The organism is Streptomyces sp. NPDC001709, assembly GCF_053596375.1.
In genome coordinates, this window is the sequence record NZ_JBSFGB010000033.1 from 12,180 (window position 1) to 25,390 (window position 13,211).

Consider the following 13,211-nt stretch of genomic DNA (forward strand, 5'->3'; position numbering starts at 1 on the left):
GCCGGCGGTCGACGTCGCGCGAAATGCCTGAGGGGCCGCACCTCGAAAGGTACGGCCCCTCAGCCAGCTATCGGCTAAGCCTCAGCGGCAGCGTTCAGCTCTGGCCACCGGCGAGCTTCTCGCGCAGCGCGGCCAGCGCCTCGTCCGAGGCCAGCGCACCGGAGGTGTCCGCGCCCTCGGAGGAGTACGAACCACCGGTCGCGGCCGGAGCCGCAGCCTCGCCACCCTCGGCGGCAGCAGCCGCGTCGGCCTCGCGGGACTTGATGACCTGCTGCTGGTGCTGCTCGAAGCGGGCCTGCGCCTCGGCGTACTGGCGCTCCCACTCCTCGCGCTGCTTCTCGTAGCCCGGCAGCCAGTCGTTGGTCTCCGGGTCGAAGCCCTCGGGGTAGATGTAGTTGCCCTGGTCGTCGTAGGACGCGGCCATGCCGTACAGGGTCGGGTCGAACTCGACCGAGGCCGGGTCGGCACCGAAGGACTCGTTGGCCTGCTTCAGCGAGAGGCTGATGCGACGACGCTCGAGGTCGATGTCGATGACCTTGACGAAGATCTCGTCGTTGACCTGGACGACCTGCTCCGGGATCTCCACGTGGCGCTCGGCCAGCTCGGAGATGTGGACCAGACCCTCGATGCCCTCGTCCACGCGGACGAACGCACCGAACGGCACCAGCTTCGTGACCTTACCGGGCACGACCTGGCCGATCTGGTGGGTGCGGGCGAACTGCTGCCACGGGTCTTCCTGGGTCGCCTTCAGCGACAGGGAGACGCGCTCGCGGTCCATGTCGACGTCGAGAACCTCGACGGTGACCTCCTGGCCGACCTCGACGACCTCGGACGGGTGGTCGATGTGCTTCCAGGACAGCTCGGAAACGTGGACCAGACCGTCGACGCCACCCAGGTCCACGAAGGCACCGAAGTTGACGATCGAGGAGACGACACCGGAACGGACCTGACCCTTCTGGAGGGTCGTGAGGAACGTCTGGCGGACCTCGGACTGGGTCTGCTCGAGCCAGGCGCGGCGGGACAGGACCACGTTGTTGCGGTTCTTGTCCAGCTCGATGATCTTCGCCTCGAGCTCCTTGCCGACGTACGGCTGAAGGTCGCGGACGCGGCGCATCTCGACCAGGGAGGCCGGAAGGAAGCCACGGAGGCCGATGTCGAGGATGAGACCACCCTTGACGACCTCGATGACGGTACCGGTGACGATGCCGTCCTCTTCCTTGATCTTCTCGATGGTGCCCCAGGCACGCTCGTACTGGGCGCGCTTCTTCGAGAGGATCAGGCGGCCTTCCTTGTCCTCCTTCTGGAGGACCAGGGCCTCGATCTCGTCGCCGACGGCGACGACCTCGTTCGGGTCGACGTCGTGCTTGATCGAGAGCTCGCGGCTCGGGATGACACCTTCGGTCTTGTAACCGATGTCGAGCAGGACCTCGTCCCGGTCGACCTTCACGATGACGCCGTCGACGATGTCGCCGTCGTTGAAGTACTTGATCGTCTCGTCGATCGCTGCGAGGAAGGCTTCCTCGTTACCGATGTCGTTGACCGCTACCTGCGGGGTGGTGGCGGTGGTCTCGGTGCTGCTCGTCATGTGGGAAAGGGCTCCGGTACGGACATTGAAGTCGTAGGTACTGCTTACGCCGGGAGCCCGTTTCGCTCTGCAGAAGCCGGACAGCCAAGGAAGCGCCACCTTATGGACACCGGGTGCCCGGTGGCGCCTCGACAACCGAGGGGACATACAACAGATGCGAGCGCAGCCTGCTACGTCTGAGGTGCGCAGGCCCGCAGCGCAACTTGTAGCATACGGGGGCAGCCGGACAGGGTCAATGCGCGAAGGCGCACACCCGGGGCGGATCGCCCCATATCCGGCAGAAGAAAAGTCCTTTGAGGCCAGGCAGGCCTGCGGGACCGCTTCCGTGAGGGACCCCTGACGGGTTGGACGGAAGAGTACGACGAGGGAGCCGATCATCCAAGAGCCGGAAGCGTATGAGCCGGAAGGACCCGAGGCGCACGAGCCGGAGGCCACGCGACGTGACGCCGGGGTCGCGGAGAGCGCACGGGCCAATCGGGGCTGGTGGGACCGCAACGCGGACGAGTACCAGATCGACCACGGCACGTTCCTCGGCGACGACCGCTTCGTGTGGGGCCCGGAGGGACTGGACGAGGTGGAGGCCGAGCTGCTCGGCCCGCCGGAGGAGCTGAAGGGCAAGGACGTCCTGGAGATCGGCGCGGGCGCGGCGCAGTGCGCGCGCTGGCTGGCCGCCCAGGGCGCCCGCCCGGTGGCCCTGGACCTCTCGCACCGCCAGCTCCAGCACGCCCTGCGGATCGGTGGATCGTTTCCGCTGGTCTGCGCGGACGCCGGTGCGCTGCCCTTCGCGGACGGCTCCTTCGACCTGGCCTGCTCGGCGTACGGCGCGCTGCCGTTCGTCGCCGACCCCCGGCTGGTCCTGCGCGAGGTGCGCCGGGTGCTGCGGCCGGGCGGCCGGTTCGTCTTCTCGGTGACGCATCCGATCCGCTGGGCGTTCCCGGACGAGCCGGGCCCCGAGGGCCTGTCGGTGTCGTCCTCCTACTTCGACCGTACGCCGTACGTGGAGCAGGACGAGGAGGGCCGCGCGGTCTACGTCGAGCACCACAGGACGCTGGGCGACCGCGTCCGGGACATCGTGGCGTCCGGTTTCCGCCTGGTGGACCTGGTGGAGCCGGAGTGGCCGTCCTGGAACACCTCGGAGTGGGGCGGCTGGTCCCCGCTGCGGGGCAACCTGATCCCGGGGACGGCCATCTTCGTGTGCGAGCGCGACTGAGGCACGCGCGCGTAGCCGAGTTGTCCACAGGCTCGCCCGGCACTTCCGCGAACGTACGACACTGGTCGGCGTGATCCGTTACGACGCCCTGGACGCGCTGCCCGTGCGCTCCGCCCTGCCCGCTCTGACCGAGGCCCTGGAGGGTGCCGGCACCGCCGTGCTCGTGGCGCCGCCCGGCACCGGCAAGACGACGCTGGTGCCGCTCGTGCTGGCGGGTCTGGTCGGCGGCGGGCCCGCACGGCGGGTCGTGGTGGCCGAGCCACGCCGGATCGCGGCGCGGGCGGCGGCCCGGCGGATGGCGTGGCTGCTGGGTGAGAAGCCCGGCGAGAGCGTGGGCTTCACGGTGCGCGGCGAGCGGGCCGTGGGGCGGCACACGCGCGTGGAGGTCGTGACGACCGGCGTGCTGCTGCAGCGGCTGCAGCGGGACCAGGAGCTGCCGGGCGCCGACGTCGTCGTCCTGGACGAGTGCCATGAGCGGCATCTGGACGCCGACACGGCGGCCGCGTTCCTGTGGGACGTACGGCAGGCCCTGCGGCCGGAGCTGCGGTTGGTGGCCGCGTCGGCGACCACGGACGCCGAGGGCTGGGCGCGGCTGCTGGGCGGGGCGCCGGTGGTCGAGGCGGCGGGTGCCGCGCACCCGGTGGAGGTGGTGTGGGCGCCTCCGGTGCGACCGGTACGACCGCCGCACGGAATGCGCGTCGATCCGGCGCTGCTGGCCCATGTGGCGTCGGTGGTGCGGCGCGCGCTGGCCGAGCGGGACGGTGACGTTCTGTGCTTCCTGCCCGGTGTGGGCGAGATCGCGCGCGTGGCGGGGCAGCTCGGCGGACTCGGTGAGGTCGACGTGCTCCAGGTGCACGGGCGGGCGCCGGCCGCCGTGCAGGACGCGGTGCTGTCGCCCGGGGTGCGGCGCCGGGTGGTGCTGGCGACCTCGGTGGCGGAGTCGTCGCTGACGGTGCCCGGGGTCCGGGTGGTGGTGGACTCGGGGCTCGCGAGGGAGCCGCGGGTGGACCACGCGCGCGGGCTGAGCGGGCTGACGACGGTACGGGCGTCGCGGGCGGCCGGGCGGCAGCGGGCGGGGCGGGCCGGGCGAGAGGCGCCCGGGGCGGTGTACCGGTGCTGGGCGGAGGCCGAGGACGGGCGTCTGCCGGCGTTTCCGGCGCCGGAGATCAAGGTGGCCGACCTGACCGCGTTTGCCTTGCAGGCGGCCTGCTGGGGCGATCCGGACGCCTCCGGGCTTGCGTTGCTCGACCCTCCCCCGGGTGGGGCGATGGTGGCGGCGCGCTCCGCGTTGGCGGCGGTGGGGGCGGTGGACTCCGTCGGTCGGGCCACGCCGGTCGGTGTGCGGTTGGCTCGGCTGGGGGTGCACCCTCGGCTGGGGCGGGCGTTGTTGGACACCGGTGGTGAGGGAGCGGAGGTTGTCGCCCTGCTCTCTGAAGAGGTACCGCGGGACTACGGGGATGATCTCGCCGGTGCGTTGCGTCGTGCGCGGCGTGGTGGGGACGCATATGGGGGGCGGTGGGCTGCGGAAGTACGGCGGCTGCGGGCCGTCCCGAGGGAGTTCTCCCACCCGCCGACCCGTGACCGTCGGACAGAAGGCGCCGTCCAGGTCGGCCCAGGCACCGCTGATGACACGCTCGCTGCGCTTGTTGCCGCGCTCGCCTTTCCCGAGCGGGTCGCCAGGCTCGACGGTGGGTCGTATCTGATGGCGTCCGGGACCCGGGCCGAGCTCCGGGAAGGGTCGGGGCTGCGTGGGTCGCCCTGGATCGTCGTGGCCGTCGCCGATCGGCCCTCCGGTACGGGCCACGCGCGCGTGCTGCTCGGGGCCGCCGTGACCGAGGACGTGGCCCGGGCGGCCGCCGGGACCCTGTTCGACGAGCGGGACGAGGTCCACTGGGCCGATGGCGACGTCGTGGCCCGGCGTGTCGAGCGGCTCGGTGCCATCGAGCTGGCCGTACGGCCCCTGAAGGACGCCGATCCACAGCTCGTACGCGGGGCTCTGCTCGACGGGCTGCGGCAGGAAGGGCTCGGGGTGCTGCGCTGGTCGCCGGAGGCGGAGGTGCTGCGGCAGCGGCTCGCGTTCTTGCACGCCCGCCTGGGCGAGGCCTGGCCGGACGTGTCCGACGACGCGCTGTACGCGCGCGTGGACGACTGGCTGGAGCCGGAGCTGGGACGGACCCGGCGGCGGGCGGATCTCTCGCGGATCGACGCCGGGCAGGCGCTCGCGCGGTTGCTGCCGTGGGCGAGCGGGGAGGCCGGCCGGCTGGACGAGCTGGCACCCGAGCGGATCGCCGTACCGAGTGGGTCCAGAATCCGGATCGACTATCGGGATCCGGAGCGGCCGGTGCTCGCGGTGAAACTGCAGGAGATGTTCGGGCTGCGGGAGACTCCGGCGGTGGCGGGGGTGCCCTTGCTCGTGCATCTGCTCTCCCCCGCCGGGCGGCCCGCCGCCGTCACCGCCGACCTCGCCTCCTTCTGGAGGGACGGCTACAAGGGCGTACGGGCGGACCTGCGCGGGCGGTATCCGAAGCATCCGTGGCCCGAGGACCCGGCGGCCGCGGAGCCCACCCGGCACACCAACGCGCGGCTCAGGCGCTGACCGGTTCGGGGTCGGCCGGTTCCGTGGGCGCCGGGTCCTGGGGGCGGCGGGTGCGGGCCTCCAGGTAGAGGGAGAGGGCGAGGAGCAGCAGGCCTGCGGTCAGGGAGCCCCAGGGGACGTACGAGGTGAGCATCAGGACCAGGGTGCGGTTGTGCTTGACCAGGGCGACCGTGTGCTCGATGTAGTCCTCGCGCATCTTCACGTCCCCGGCGAACGCCGTGACCCTGTCCCGGCCGCCCAGCAGGGTGCCGCCGCGCAGCTCCTCCTGGTGGAGTTCCTCGCCGTAGACGGGCGCGCCGGTGACCGGTTCGACCCAGAACCTGCGGACCGTGCTGTACCAGCGGGTCGTGCCCGTCTTGGCGACCGATTCCGGCGTGATGCCCTGGACGGGCATGGTCTTCGGCATGGGGACCTTGGTCCAGGGGACGGTCTGTTCGAAGTAGTAGACCTTCAGGCCGCGGAAGGTCCGGGTGCCCTTGTAGTGGATGGGGCTGGTGGTGCGGGTCTGTGCGTCGAAGTACTCGTAGTCGCGTTTCTGGGTCAGGAAGGGCCACTTGAACTCGATGCCCTCGCGGGTGACGGGGTCACCGTCGACCATCTCGCCGGTGGCGTGCACGGGGTCCTGGCTGTGGGCGTCGAAGATGTAGCGCTCGGGGACCTTGGAGACCATCTTGCCGTCGGGTCCCTGGACGTAGGAGAGGCTGTCCCAGACCACGACGGGCCGGCCTGCCGTCTTCTCGATCTTCTTCGCGGCCTCCACATCGCCCTTGAGGGTCTGCACGATGGTGACCTTCGAGACTTTCTTGGCGCGCATCGTGCCGTAGTCGAGGAGGGTGGCGCCCCGGGCCTCCAGGACCATGTCCTGGTATTGGTTCGCGGGGATCCTGGCCAGGCGCGGGAAGGCGTACCAGCGCATGAGCGGGGACAGCGCCGCGCAGAAGACGGCGCAGGCGAGCAGGACCAGGCTTGCCTTGCGGCGCATTGCGGGCCTCCCTCCCGGACGGGCTCGGCTACGGGTGCGAGGGCACCGTCGTCAGCAGCGGTTCGGGGGACGTCCGGCCCGACGGCGTACCCATGGCGGTCATCGCCAGGACCAGGGCGAACGCGAGGGCGAGACCGGTCGCGGCGGCGATCAGGGCGCGCATACGGGCCTCCCGGCGGGCGGTCGTGTCCTCACAGATTCCTGATGGACCGTCAGGTTCGGCACCGTAGCAACGGGCGGGTGAGATGAGAACAGCGGTGCACGGACGAACGAGGGCGCCCTCCCCGCCGGTGCGGAGAGGGCGCCCTGCCGGTGCGTGTGGCGTCAGGAGGCGGACGGGCTCGGGGACGGGCTCGCCGAGGAGTCGTCGGCGGCGACCTTCAGCTCGACGGTGAGCGTCGCGCCGCCGGTGGTGGTGATGCGCAGCAGGAAGGTGCCGGTGGTGTCGTCCGCGTACAGCTTCGGCAGGGTCAGCAGGCCCTTGGCGTCCGTCTGGAGGTTGGTGAGCGTGCGTACGGGCTTGCCGTCGGCGTCCTTGAAGTAGGGGCCCTTGTCGTTCTCGGTGGCGTCGGTGTCGGACTTGATCAGGGTGGCCGTGGCCGCGACCTTGTCCGCGACGGCGCCCTTGTACGTCGCCTTCACCTCGACCTGGTCCGCGAATTCACCGCCCGGGGTGCAGGTCAGCGGGGTGTCGCTGGTGCGGGTCAGGGTGTCCGCGGCGCGCGCGGTGACGGTGGCGGTGTAGTCGACACCCTTGACCGAGCGGCCCACGACGGTGGCGGTGACCTTGAAGTCGCCGGTCTTCTCGCCCGCCTGGAGCGCCGGTGCGAGGGCGACGCCCTGGGCGTCGGTGGCGACCGTGGCCACGGTCTCGCCGCCGGTGAAGGTGGCGTCGGTGTCCCCGGAGATGGTGAACCGGATCCTGACCTTGGCGACGGACTTGTCGGCCTTGGTCTCGGCGCGGGTGCCGATCCGCTCGGTGAAGGCGTGGCCGGCCATAGCGGTGAGCTTGGCGGTGTCCGCGTCCTCGAGGTGGTCCACCGTGTCGGTGGGGGTCTGCGGAGGCGTCGGCGGGACGGGCGGCTTCGGTGGCTTCGGTGGCTTCGGGGTGGGGCTCTCGTTCCCGCCGCCCGGTTTGCTGGGCTTCGGGTCCGGCTTCGGGTCCTTCGGCTCGGGCTTGGTCCTCGGCGGGCTGGAGGGCTTCGGGGAGTGGGAGTGGGAGTGGGAGTGGGGGTGCCGGTTGCCGTCGTCGCTGCGGTGGCTGGGCACGCCGCCGGTGCCGTCGGGCACGGAGTGGGTGCCCTTGCGGTAGTACTCCAGCCAGGACAGGACGGTGTTCAGGTAGTCCTGCGAGTGGTTGTAGCCGAGGATCGCGCTGTGCAGGTCGTCCTCGTTCGAGAGGTCCAAGCCGTTGCGGCACAGGTAGTGGCCCGCGGCGAGGGCGGCGTCGTAGACGTTGTTGGGGTCCTTCTTGCCGTCGCCGTTGCCGTCGCGGCCGGCCCAGGCCCAGGTCGACGGGATGAACTGCATGGGGCCGACGGCCTGGTCGTACTCGGTGTTGCCGTCGTAGGCGCCGTGGTCGGTGTCCTTGATGAGCGCGAAGCCGTTGCCGTCGAGCGCCGGGCCCAGGATCGGGCTGATCGTCGTGCCGCTCGCGTCGACCTCGCCGCCGCGGGCCTGGCCCGACTCGACCTTGCCGATGGCGGCCAGCAGTTGCCAGGGCAGGTTGCAGCCGGGTTTGGCGGAACGCAGTTCGGCCTCGGCCTTCTTGTAGGCGTCGAGGACCGTCGCCGGGATGCCGGCCTCGGCGTCGCCCTGGGCGACGGGGGTGCCGGTGGCGCTCGGCGAGGGGCTGGGATTGGGGCTGTTGAGCGGCGGCAGGTCCGTGTAGTACGGCGAGTTGCCGGTGGCGTTGCCGTCGGAGGCCGCGGGTACGGGGGCGGAGGCGCCGGCCTTGGCCTGTCTGCCCTGGTCCTCGCCGGTCACTCCCGGAGCCTGGGACGCGGACAGGGCCGCGACCGCTGCCGCGGCCACGGCGGTCGTCGCCGCCCCCTTGCGCAGCCGCCTTCCGAAATGCGCCGCCATCGAGTGAACCCCTCCCGTGGACGCCCCGCGTCCGTCTCCGCCTGTCTGCCTCGCCCTGGTGTGACGGTTGACCCGGTGTTCCGGTTCCTGTGTGGCGCCCTTCCGTCTGTGCGATGCGTGTTCGCCGTGTGCCCGGCACAGCGCCGCAGGTGACCCTACGGCAACTTGTGGTGTGCCGGGACCCGTTCACGCCCGTTTTTTACCGATTGGCCAACTCTCGTTGCCACCTACGGACCCGGACGACGGTCCCGCATACTGGACGGACGTGGTCACCGGCTCGGCGCCAGGGCCGACGACCGTTCCAGGGAGTTCCGTTGCCGTTCACGCTCAGCCATGCGGCGGCCGTCCTGCCCGCGGTCCGCCGGGACGGGAGCGGCCGCGGCCCGCTGGTGCCGGTGGTGCTCGTCGCGGGATCCTTCGCGCCCGATATGACCTTCTACGCAGCGAATGTCCTGCCGGGCGGCATGGAATTCGGTGCGGTGACGCACTCGTTCGCCGGCGTCTTCACGGTCGACGTGCTCATCTCGTGGGCGCTGGTGGGGCTGTGGCTGCTCGTCCGCGAACCGCTGCTCGCGCTGCTGCCCCGGGCCTGGCAGGGGCGGCCGGCGCCGCTGCTGCGCTGCGCTGCGCCACGCGCGCGTGTACGGGCTGTCACGGTGATGTGGTGGTACGTCTCCGCCGTGCTGGGTGGGCTGACCCATGTGGTGTGGGACGCGTTCACGCATGACGGGCGGTGGGGCACGCGGCTGATTCCGGCCATCGAGCGGGACCGTCTCGCGGGCCTGCCGCTCTTCTCGTGGCTGCAGTACGGCTCGTCCGTGGCGGGAGCCCTCGTGGTCGCGCTGTTCGCCGCGCGTGCGCTGCGGCGGGCGCCGGGCGGGGAGCCGGTGGGGGTGCCCGCGCTGTCCGTGCGGGACCGGTGGTGGGCCGGCGCGGTGATCGGCGGTTGTGCGGCGGCCGGGGCGGTGCAGCGGGTGGCGCGGTCGTGGGCTGTCCTGGGCGCGCCGAGGCGGCTGTGGGATCTGCTGCCCACCTTGTGCTTCGGTGTGGGCGCCGGGCTGGCCCTGGGGCTGGTGCTGTACGCCGCCGCGGTCAGGGGGTGGCGTCCGGGCCGGGTTCCGGGCGGTCCAGGGGGTCCAGGTCCGGGTGATCACGGTGATCCTGATGGTCCCGGTGATCCCGGTGATCCCGGTGGGGTGGTCGGTGCGGGCCGGGGGCGGCCGGACGCTCGGTGAGGGACGCGACGAAGACCGTGAGGGTGCGCCTGGGGCGCGGTCTCGGGATCACGGTGAGCGCGAGGGCGAGGTAGCCGCGGGCGAGGTCGGCCCACTGGCGCCAGTCCGGGGCGAGGGCCACGTGGCCGGTCAGGCCCGTGAGTCTGTGCCGGAGGTCCGTGGCGGCCTTGCGGACGGTCACGGCGAGGTCGGCGGGGATGCGGGCGGTGCTTGCGTCGGCCGCGAGGGCCGGGACCGGCGGGGCGGGCATGGCCTGCGCCGAGGCGGTGTCCGCCCAGGCCCGGAGGTCTGCCTCGGGCGTCCGGCGGTGAAGCGTGCGTATACCCATGCCCGCAGTTTTGCGGCTGTGGGGGGTGGGGGGCGTTTTGGCGGGGGCCACGTGAGTGACGGGCCCTGCGGGGTTCGGCCGACGTGCTCTGTGTGGGCGCCGGGTTCTTGTGCTGGTGGGGGTGGGTGGGCGTCGGGGTCGAGATGAGTTCGGCACCGCCGGATTGCGCCGTGGCCCGTTGGCGGTCCGTGCGGTGGGTTCGGCAGCGCCGGATTGCGCCGTGAGGGCTGAGCACCGTTACGGCGGGGACAGGTGCCGGCGTGGGTGCCGGTGCCGGAGGAGGGGGCGTTGCAGCCGAGGCCGGTTGCAGCGCCCCCTCCGTACGAGCGCCGCAGGCTAGTGCGCCGCCGACTCCCAGTCCGGGCCCGAGCCCACCGAGACGTCCAGGGGCGCGCGGAGGTGGACGGCGTTGGACATTTCGTCGCGGACGATCTGCTCCGCGGCCGCCCGCTCGCCGGGGGCGATCTCCAGGACGATTTCGTCGTGGACCTGGAGGAGCATGCGGGACTTCAGGTCCGCCGCCCGCAGGGCGCTGTCCACCTTGAGCATGGCGATCTTGACGATGTCCGCCGCCGTGCCCTGGATGGGCGCGTTGAGGGCCATGCGCTCGGCCGCCTCGCGGCGCTGGCGGTTGTCGCTGTTGAGGTCGGGGAGGTAGCGGCGGCGCCCGAACAGCGTCGCCGTGTAGCCCGTCGCCCGCGCCTCGTCGACCGCCCGGCGAAGGTAGTCGCGGACGCCGCCGAAGCGCTCGAAGTACGCGTCCATCAGGGCGCGCGCCTCCGCCGCCTCGATGTTCAGCTGCTGGGACAGGCCGAAGGCGGAGAGGCCGTAGGCCAGGCCGTACGACATCGCCTTGATCTTGCGGCGCATCTCCGCGTCCACCGCGGCGGGCTCGACACCGAACACCTGGGAGGCGGCCGTGGTGTGCAGGTCCTCGCCGGAGGTGAACGCGTGGATCAGGCCCTCGTCCTCGGACAGGTGGGCCATCACGCGCAGCTCGATCTGGCTGTAGTCGGCGGTCATCAGGGACTCGAAGCCCTCGCCGACCACGAAACCGCGGCGGATCGCCCGGCCCTCGTCCGTACGGACCGGGATGTTCTGGAGGTTCGGGTCCGTGGAGGACAGGCGGCCGGTCGCCGCGACCGTCTGGTTGAACGTGGTGTGGATACGGCCGTCGGCCGCGACCGTCTTGATCAGGCCCTCCACCGTGACACGGAGCTTCGCCTGCTCACGGTGCCGGAGCATGATCACCGGCAGTTCGTTGTCGGTCGTGGTGGCGAGCCAGGCCAGGGCGTCGGCGTCGGTGGTGTAGCCGGTCTTGGTCTTCTTGGTCTTCGGCAGGGCCAGCTCGCCGAAGAGGACCTCCTGGAGCTGCTTGGGCGAGCCCAGGTTGAACTCGTGGCCGGCCGCCGCGTGTGCCTCCTTCACGGCCTGCTGCACCGCGCCCGCGAACGTCTGCTCCATCGCCTCCAGGTGCGCCCGGTCGGCCGCGATGCCGTGGCGCTCCATGCGGGCGAGCAGGGCGGAGGTGGGCAGCTCCATGTCCCGGAGCAGGTCCGCCGCGCCTACCTCCTGCAGCCGGGTCTCGAAGGCCCCGCCCAGGTCGAGGACCGCGCGGGCCTGGATCATCAGGGCCTCGGCCTCGGCTCCGTCGTCGGCGCCGAAGGCCAGCTGGCCGTCGGCCGCGGCGGCGGGCGCCAGCTCGCGGTGCAGATACTCCAGGGACAGCGCGTCCAGGTCGAAGGAGCGGCGGCCCGGCTTGACCAGGTAGGCGGCGAGCGCGGTGTCCATGGCCACGCCCTCGACGGACCAGCCGTGCTCGGCGAAGACGCGCATGGCGCCCTTGGCGTTGTGGAACACCTTGGGACGGCCCGCGTCGGCCAGCCAGGCCGCGAACGCGTTCTCGTCGGCCTCGTCCAGCTCGGCCGGGTCGAACCAGGCGGCCGCTCCCCCGCCCGCGGCCAGGGCGACCTCGGCGACCGAGCCGGTGCCCAGCGCCCAGGTGTCGACGGTGGCGACGCCCAGGGTCTCGGTGCCGTGCTCGGCGAGCCAGGCGGTCAGCTCGCCGGTGCGCAGGATCCTGCCGTCGATCTCCACGCCGTCCGTCGTGACCGGGGTGGCCTCGGCCTCCTCGGAACCGGGGTCGACGGCGAAGAGGCGCTCGCGCAGGGACGGGTTGCGGATCTCCAGGGTGTCCAGGACCATCACGACGGCCTTGCGGTCGTACGCGGCCCGCTCCAGGTCGGAGACCGACCTCGGCAGCTCGACCTGGCGCTCCAGCTCGGTGAGAACGCGGTTGAGCTTGACCGACTCCAGGTGGTCGCGGAGGTTCTGCCCGGCCTTGCCCTTGACCTCGTCGACGCGCTCGACCAGCTCCGCGAACGAGCCGAACTGGTTGATCCACTTCGCGGCGGTCTTCTCGCCGACGCCGGGGATGCCGGGGAGGTTGTCCGACGGGTCGCCGCGCAGGGCCGCGAAGTCCGGGTACTGGGCGGGCGTCAATCCGTACTTCTCGAAAACCTTCTCCGGGGTGAACCGGGTCAGCTCCGAGACGCCCTTCGTCGGGTAGAGCACGGTGGTGTTCTCGGTGACCAGCTGGAAGGAGTCGCGGTCGCCGGTGACGATCAGCACCTCGAAGCCCTCGGCCTCGGCCTGGGTGGCGAGGGTGGCGATGATGTCGTCCGCCTCGAACCCCTCGACCGCGAAGCGCGGGGCGTGCATCGCGTCGAGCAGCTCGCCGATCAGCTCGACCTGGCCCTTGAACTCGTCGGGGGTCTTGGAGCGGTTCGCCTTGTACTCGGTGAACCGCTCGGAGCGCCAGGTCTTGCGCGAGACGTCGAAGGCCACGGCGAAGTGCGTGGGGGCCTCGTCACGCAGGGTGTTGGCCAGCATCGACGCGAAGCCGTAGATCGCGTTCGTCGGCTGGCCGGTCGCGGTCGTGAAGTTCTCCGCGGGCAGCGCGAAGAACGCGCGGTAGGCCAGCGAGTGCCCGTCCATGAGCATCAGCCGGGGACGGGCGCCGCCGGAGGTCTTGTCGGTCTTCTTCGATGCTGTCTCTGCCACGTCCCCGATCCTGCCACGCCGCACTGACAGTCCGTTCCGGGGTGCCGGGGGTTGCCGGGCCGCTACGCACTGTGTTGCCGGTCGGCGGCTGAGGGGGGCGGGAGGGGCGGCGCTGTTGTCGGTGGCC

At 71.8% G+C, this 13,211-nt stretch carries 8 protein-coding genes; 3 read left to right on the forward strand and 5 right to left on the reverse strand.

Annotated elements, in window-relative coordinates; translation table 11 throughout:
- Positions 1 to 94: 94 nt before the first annotated feature.
- Entirely contained in the window at positions 95 to 1,585 is a 1,491-nt protein-coding gene (gene rpsA, locus ACWC0C_RS35900) for a 30S ribosomal protein S1 (RefSeq protein WP_023551529.1), read from the reverse strand.
- A 373-nt stretch (positions 1,586 to 1,958) separates the two neighbouring features.
- Between rpsA and ACWC0C_RS35905 the strand changes: the two genes are divergently transcribed.
- Complete coding sequence (locus ACWC0C_RS35905; RefSeq protein WP_450868533.1) at positions 1,959 to 2,795, forward strand: class I SAM-dependent methyltransferase; 837 nt, start codon at positions 1,959 to 1,961, stop codon at positions 2,793 to 2,795.
- Positions 2,796 to 2,865: 70 nt separating this feature from the next.
- Complete coding sequence (gene hrpB, locus ACWC0C_RS35910; protein WP_450868447.1) at positions 2,866 to 5,391, forward strand: ATP-dependent helicase HrpB; 2,526 nt, start codon at positions 2,866 to 2,868, stop codon at positions 5,389 to 5,391.
- On the opposite strand, the gene ACWC0C_RS35915 is transcribed toward hrpB, so the two are convergent.
- The 3 genes from ACWC0C_RS35915 to ACWC0C_RS35925 form a co-directional block, all read right to left on the reverse strand.
- Positions 5,381 to 6,373 carry a DUF3068 domain-containing protein gene (locus tag ACWC0C_RS35915; RefSeq protein WP_450868448.1) on the reverse strand — a complete coding sequence of 331 codons (993 nt, stop codon included), beginning with the start codon at positions 6,371 to 6,373 and terminating at the stop codon, positions 5,381 to 5,383. The genes hrpB and ACWC0C_RS35915 overlap by 11 nt on opposite strands.
- A gap of 28 nt (positions 6,374 to 6,401) precedes the next feature.
- Positions 6,402 to 6,536, reverse strand: a complete 135-nt coding sequence (locus ACWC0C_RS35920; protein WP_449195968.1) for an SPW_0924 family protein — start codon at positions 6,534 to 6,536, stop codon at positions 6,402 to 6,404.
- A gap of 161 nt (positions 6,537 to 6,697) precedes the next feature.
- Positions 6,698 to 8,458, reverse strand: a complete 1,761-nt coding sequence (locus ACWC0C_RS35925; RefSeq protein WP_450868450.1) for a lytic transglycosylase domain-containing protein — start codon at positions 8,456 to 8,458, stop codon at positions 6,698 to 6,700.
- A gap of 314 nt (positions 8,459 to 8,772) precedes the next feature.
- Between ACWC0C_RS35925 and ACWC0C_RS35930 the strand changes: the two genes are divergently transcribed.
- Positions 8,773 to 9,693 (forward strand): DUF4184 family protein, encoded by a 921-nt coding sequence (locus ACWC0C_RS35930; RefSeq protein WP_450868452.1) that lies wholly within the window; start codon positions 8,773 to 8,775, stop codon positions 9,691 to 9,693.
- 664 nt (positions 9,694 to 10,357) lie between these two features.
- Here the strand turns inward: ACWC0C_RS35930 and polA are convergent.
- A complete protein-coding gene (polA, locus tag ACWC0C_RS35935) occupies positions 10,358 to 13,084 on the reverse strand; it encodes a DNA polymerase I (RefSeq protein WP_450868453.1) in 2,727 nt (908 codons plus the stop codon).
- Positions 13,085 to 13,211 lie beyond the last annotated feature (127 nt).

Excerpts from the sequence above, each read along its gene's own strand:
- ACWC0C_RS35925 (WP_450868450.1), bottom strand. The coding sequence starts at position 8,458 with ATGGCGGCGCATTTCGGAAGGCGGCTGCGCAAGGGGGCGGCGACGACC.
- rpsA (WP_023551529.1), bottom strand. The coding sequence starts at position 1,585 with ATGACGAGCAGCACCGAGACCACCGCCACCACCCCGCAGGTAGCGGTC.
- ACWC0C_RS35915 (WP_450868448.1), bottom strand. The coding sequence starts at position 6,373 with ATGCGCCGCAAGGCAAGCCTGGTCCTGCTCGCCTGCGCCGTCTTCTGC.
- ACWC0C_RS35920 (WP_449195968.1), bottom strand. The coding sequence starts at position 6,536 with ATGCGCGCCCTGATCGCCGCCGCGACCGGTCTCGCCCTCGCGTTCGCC.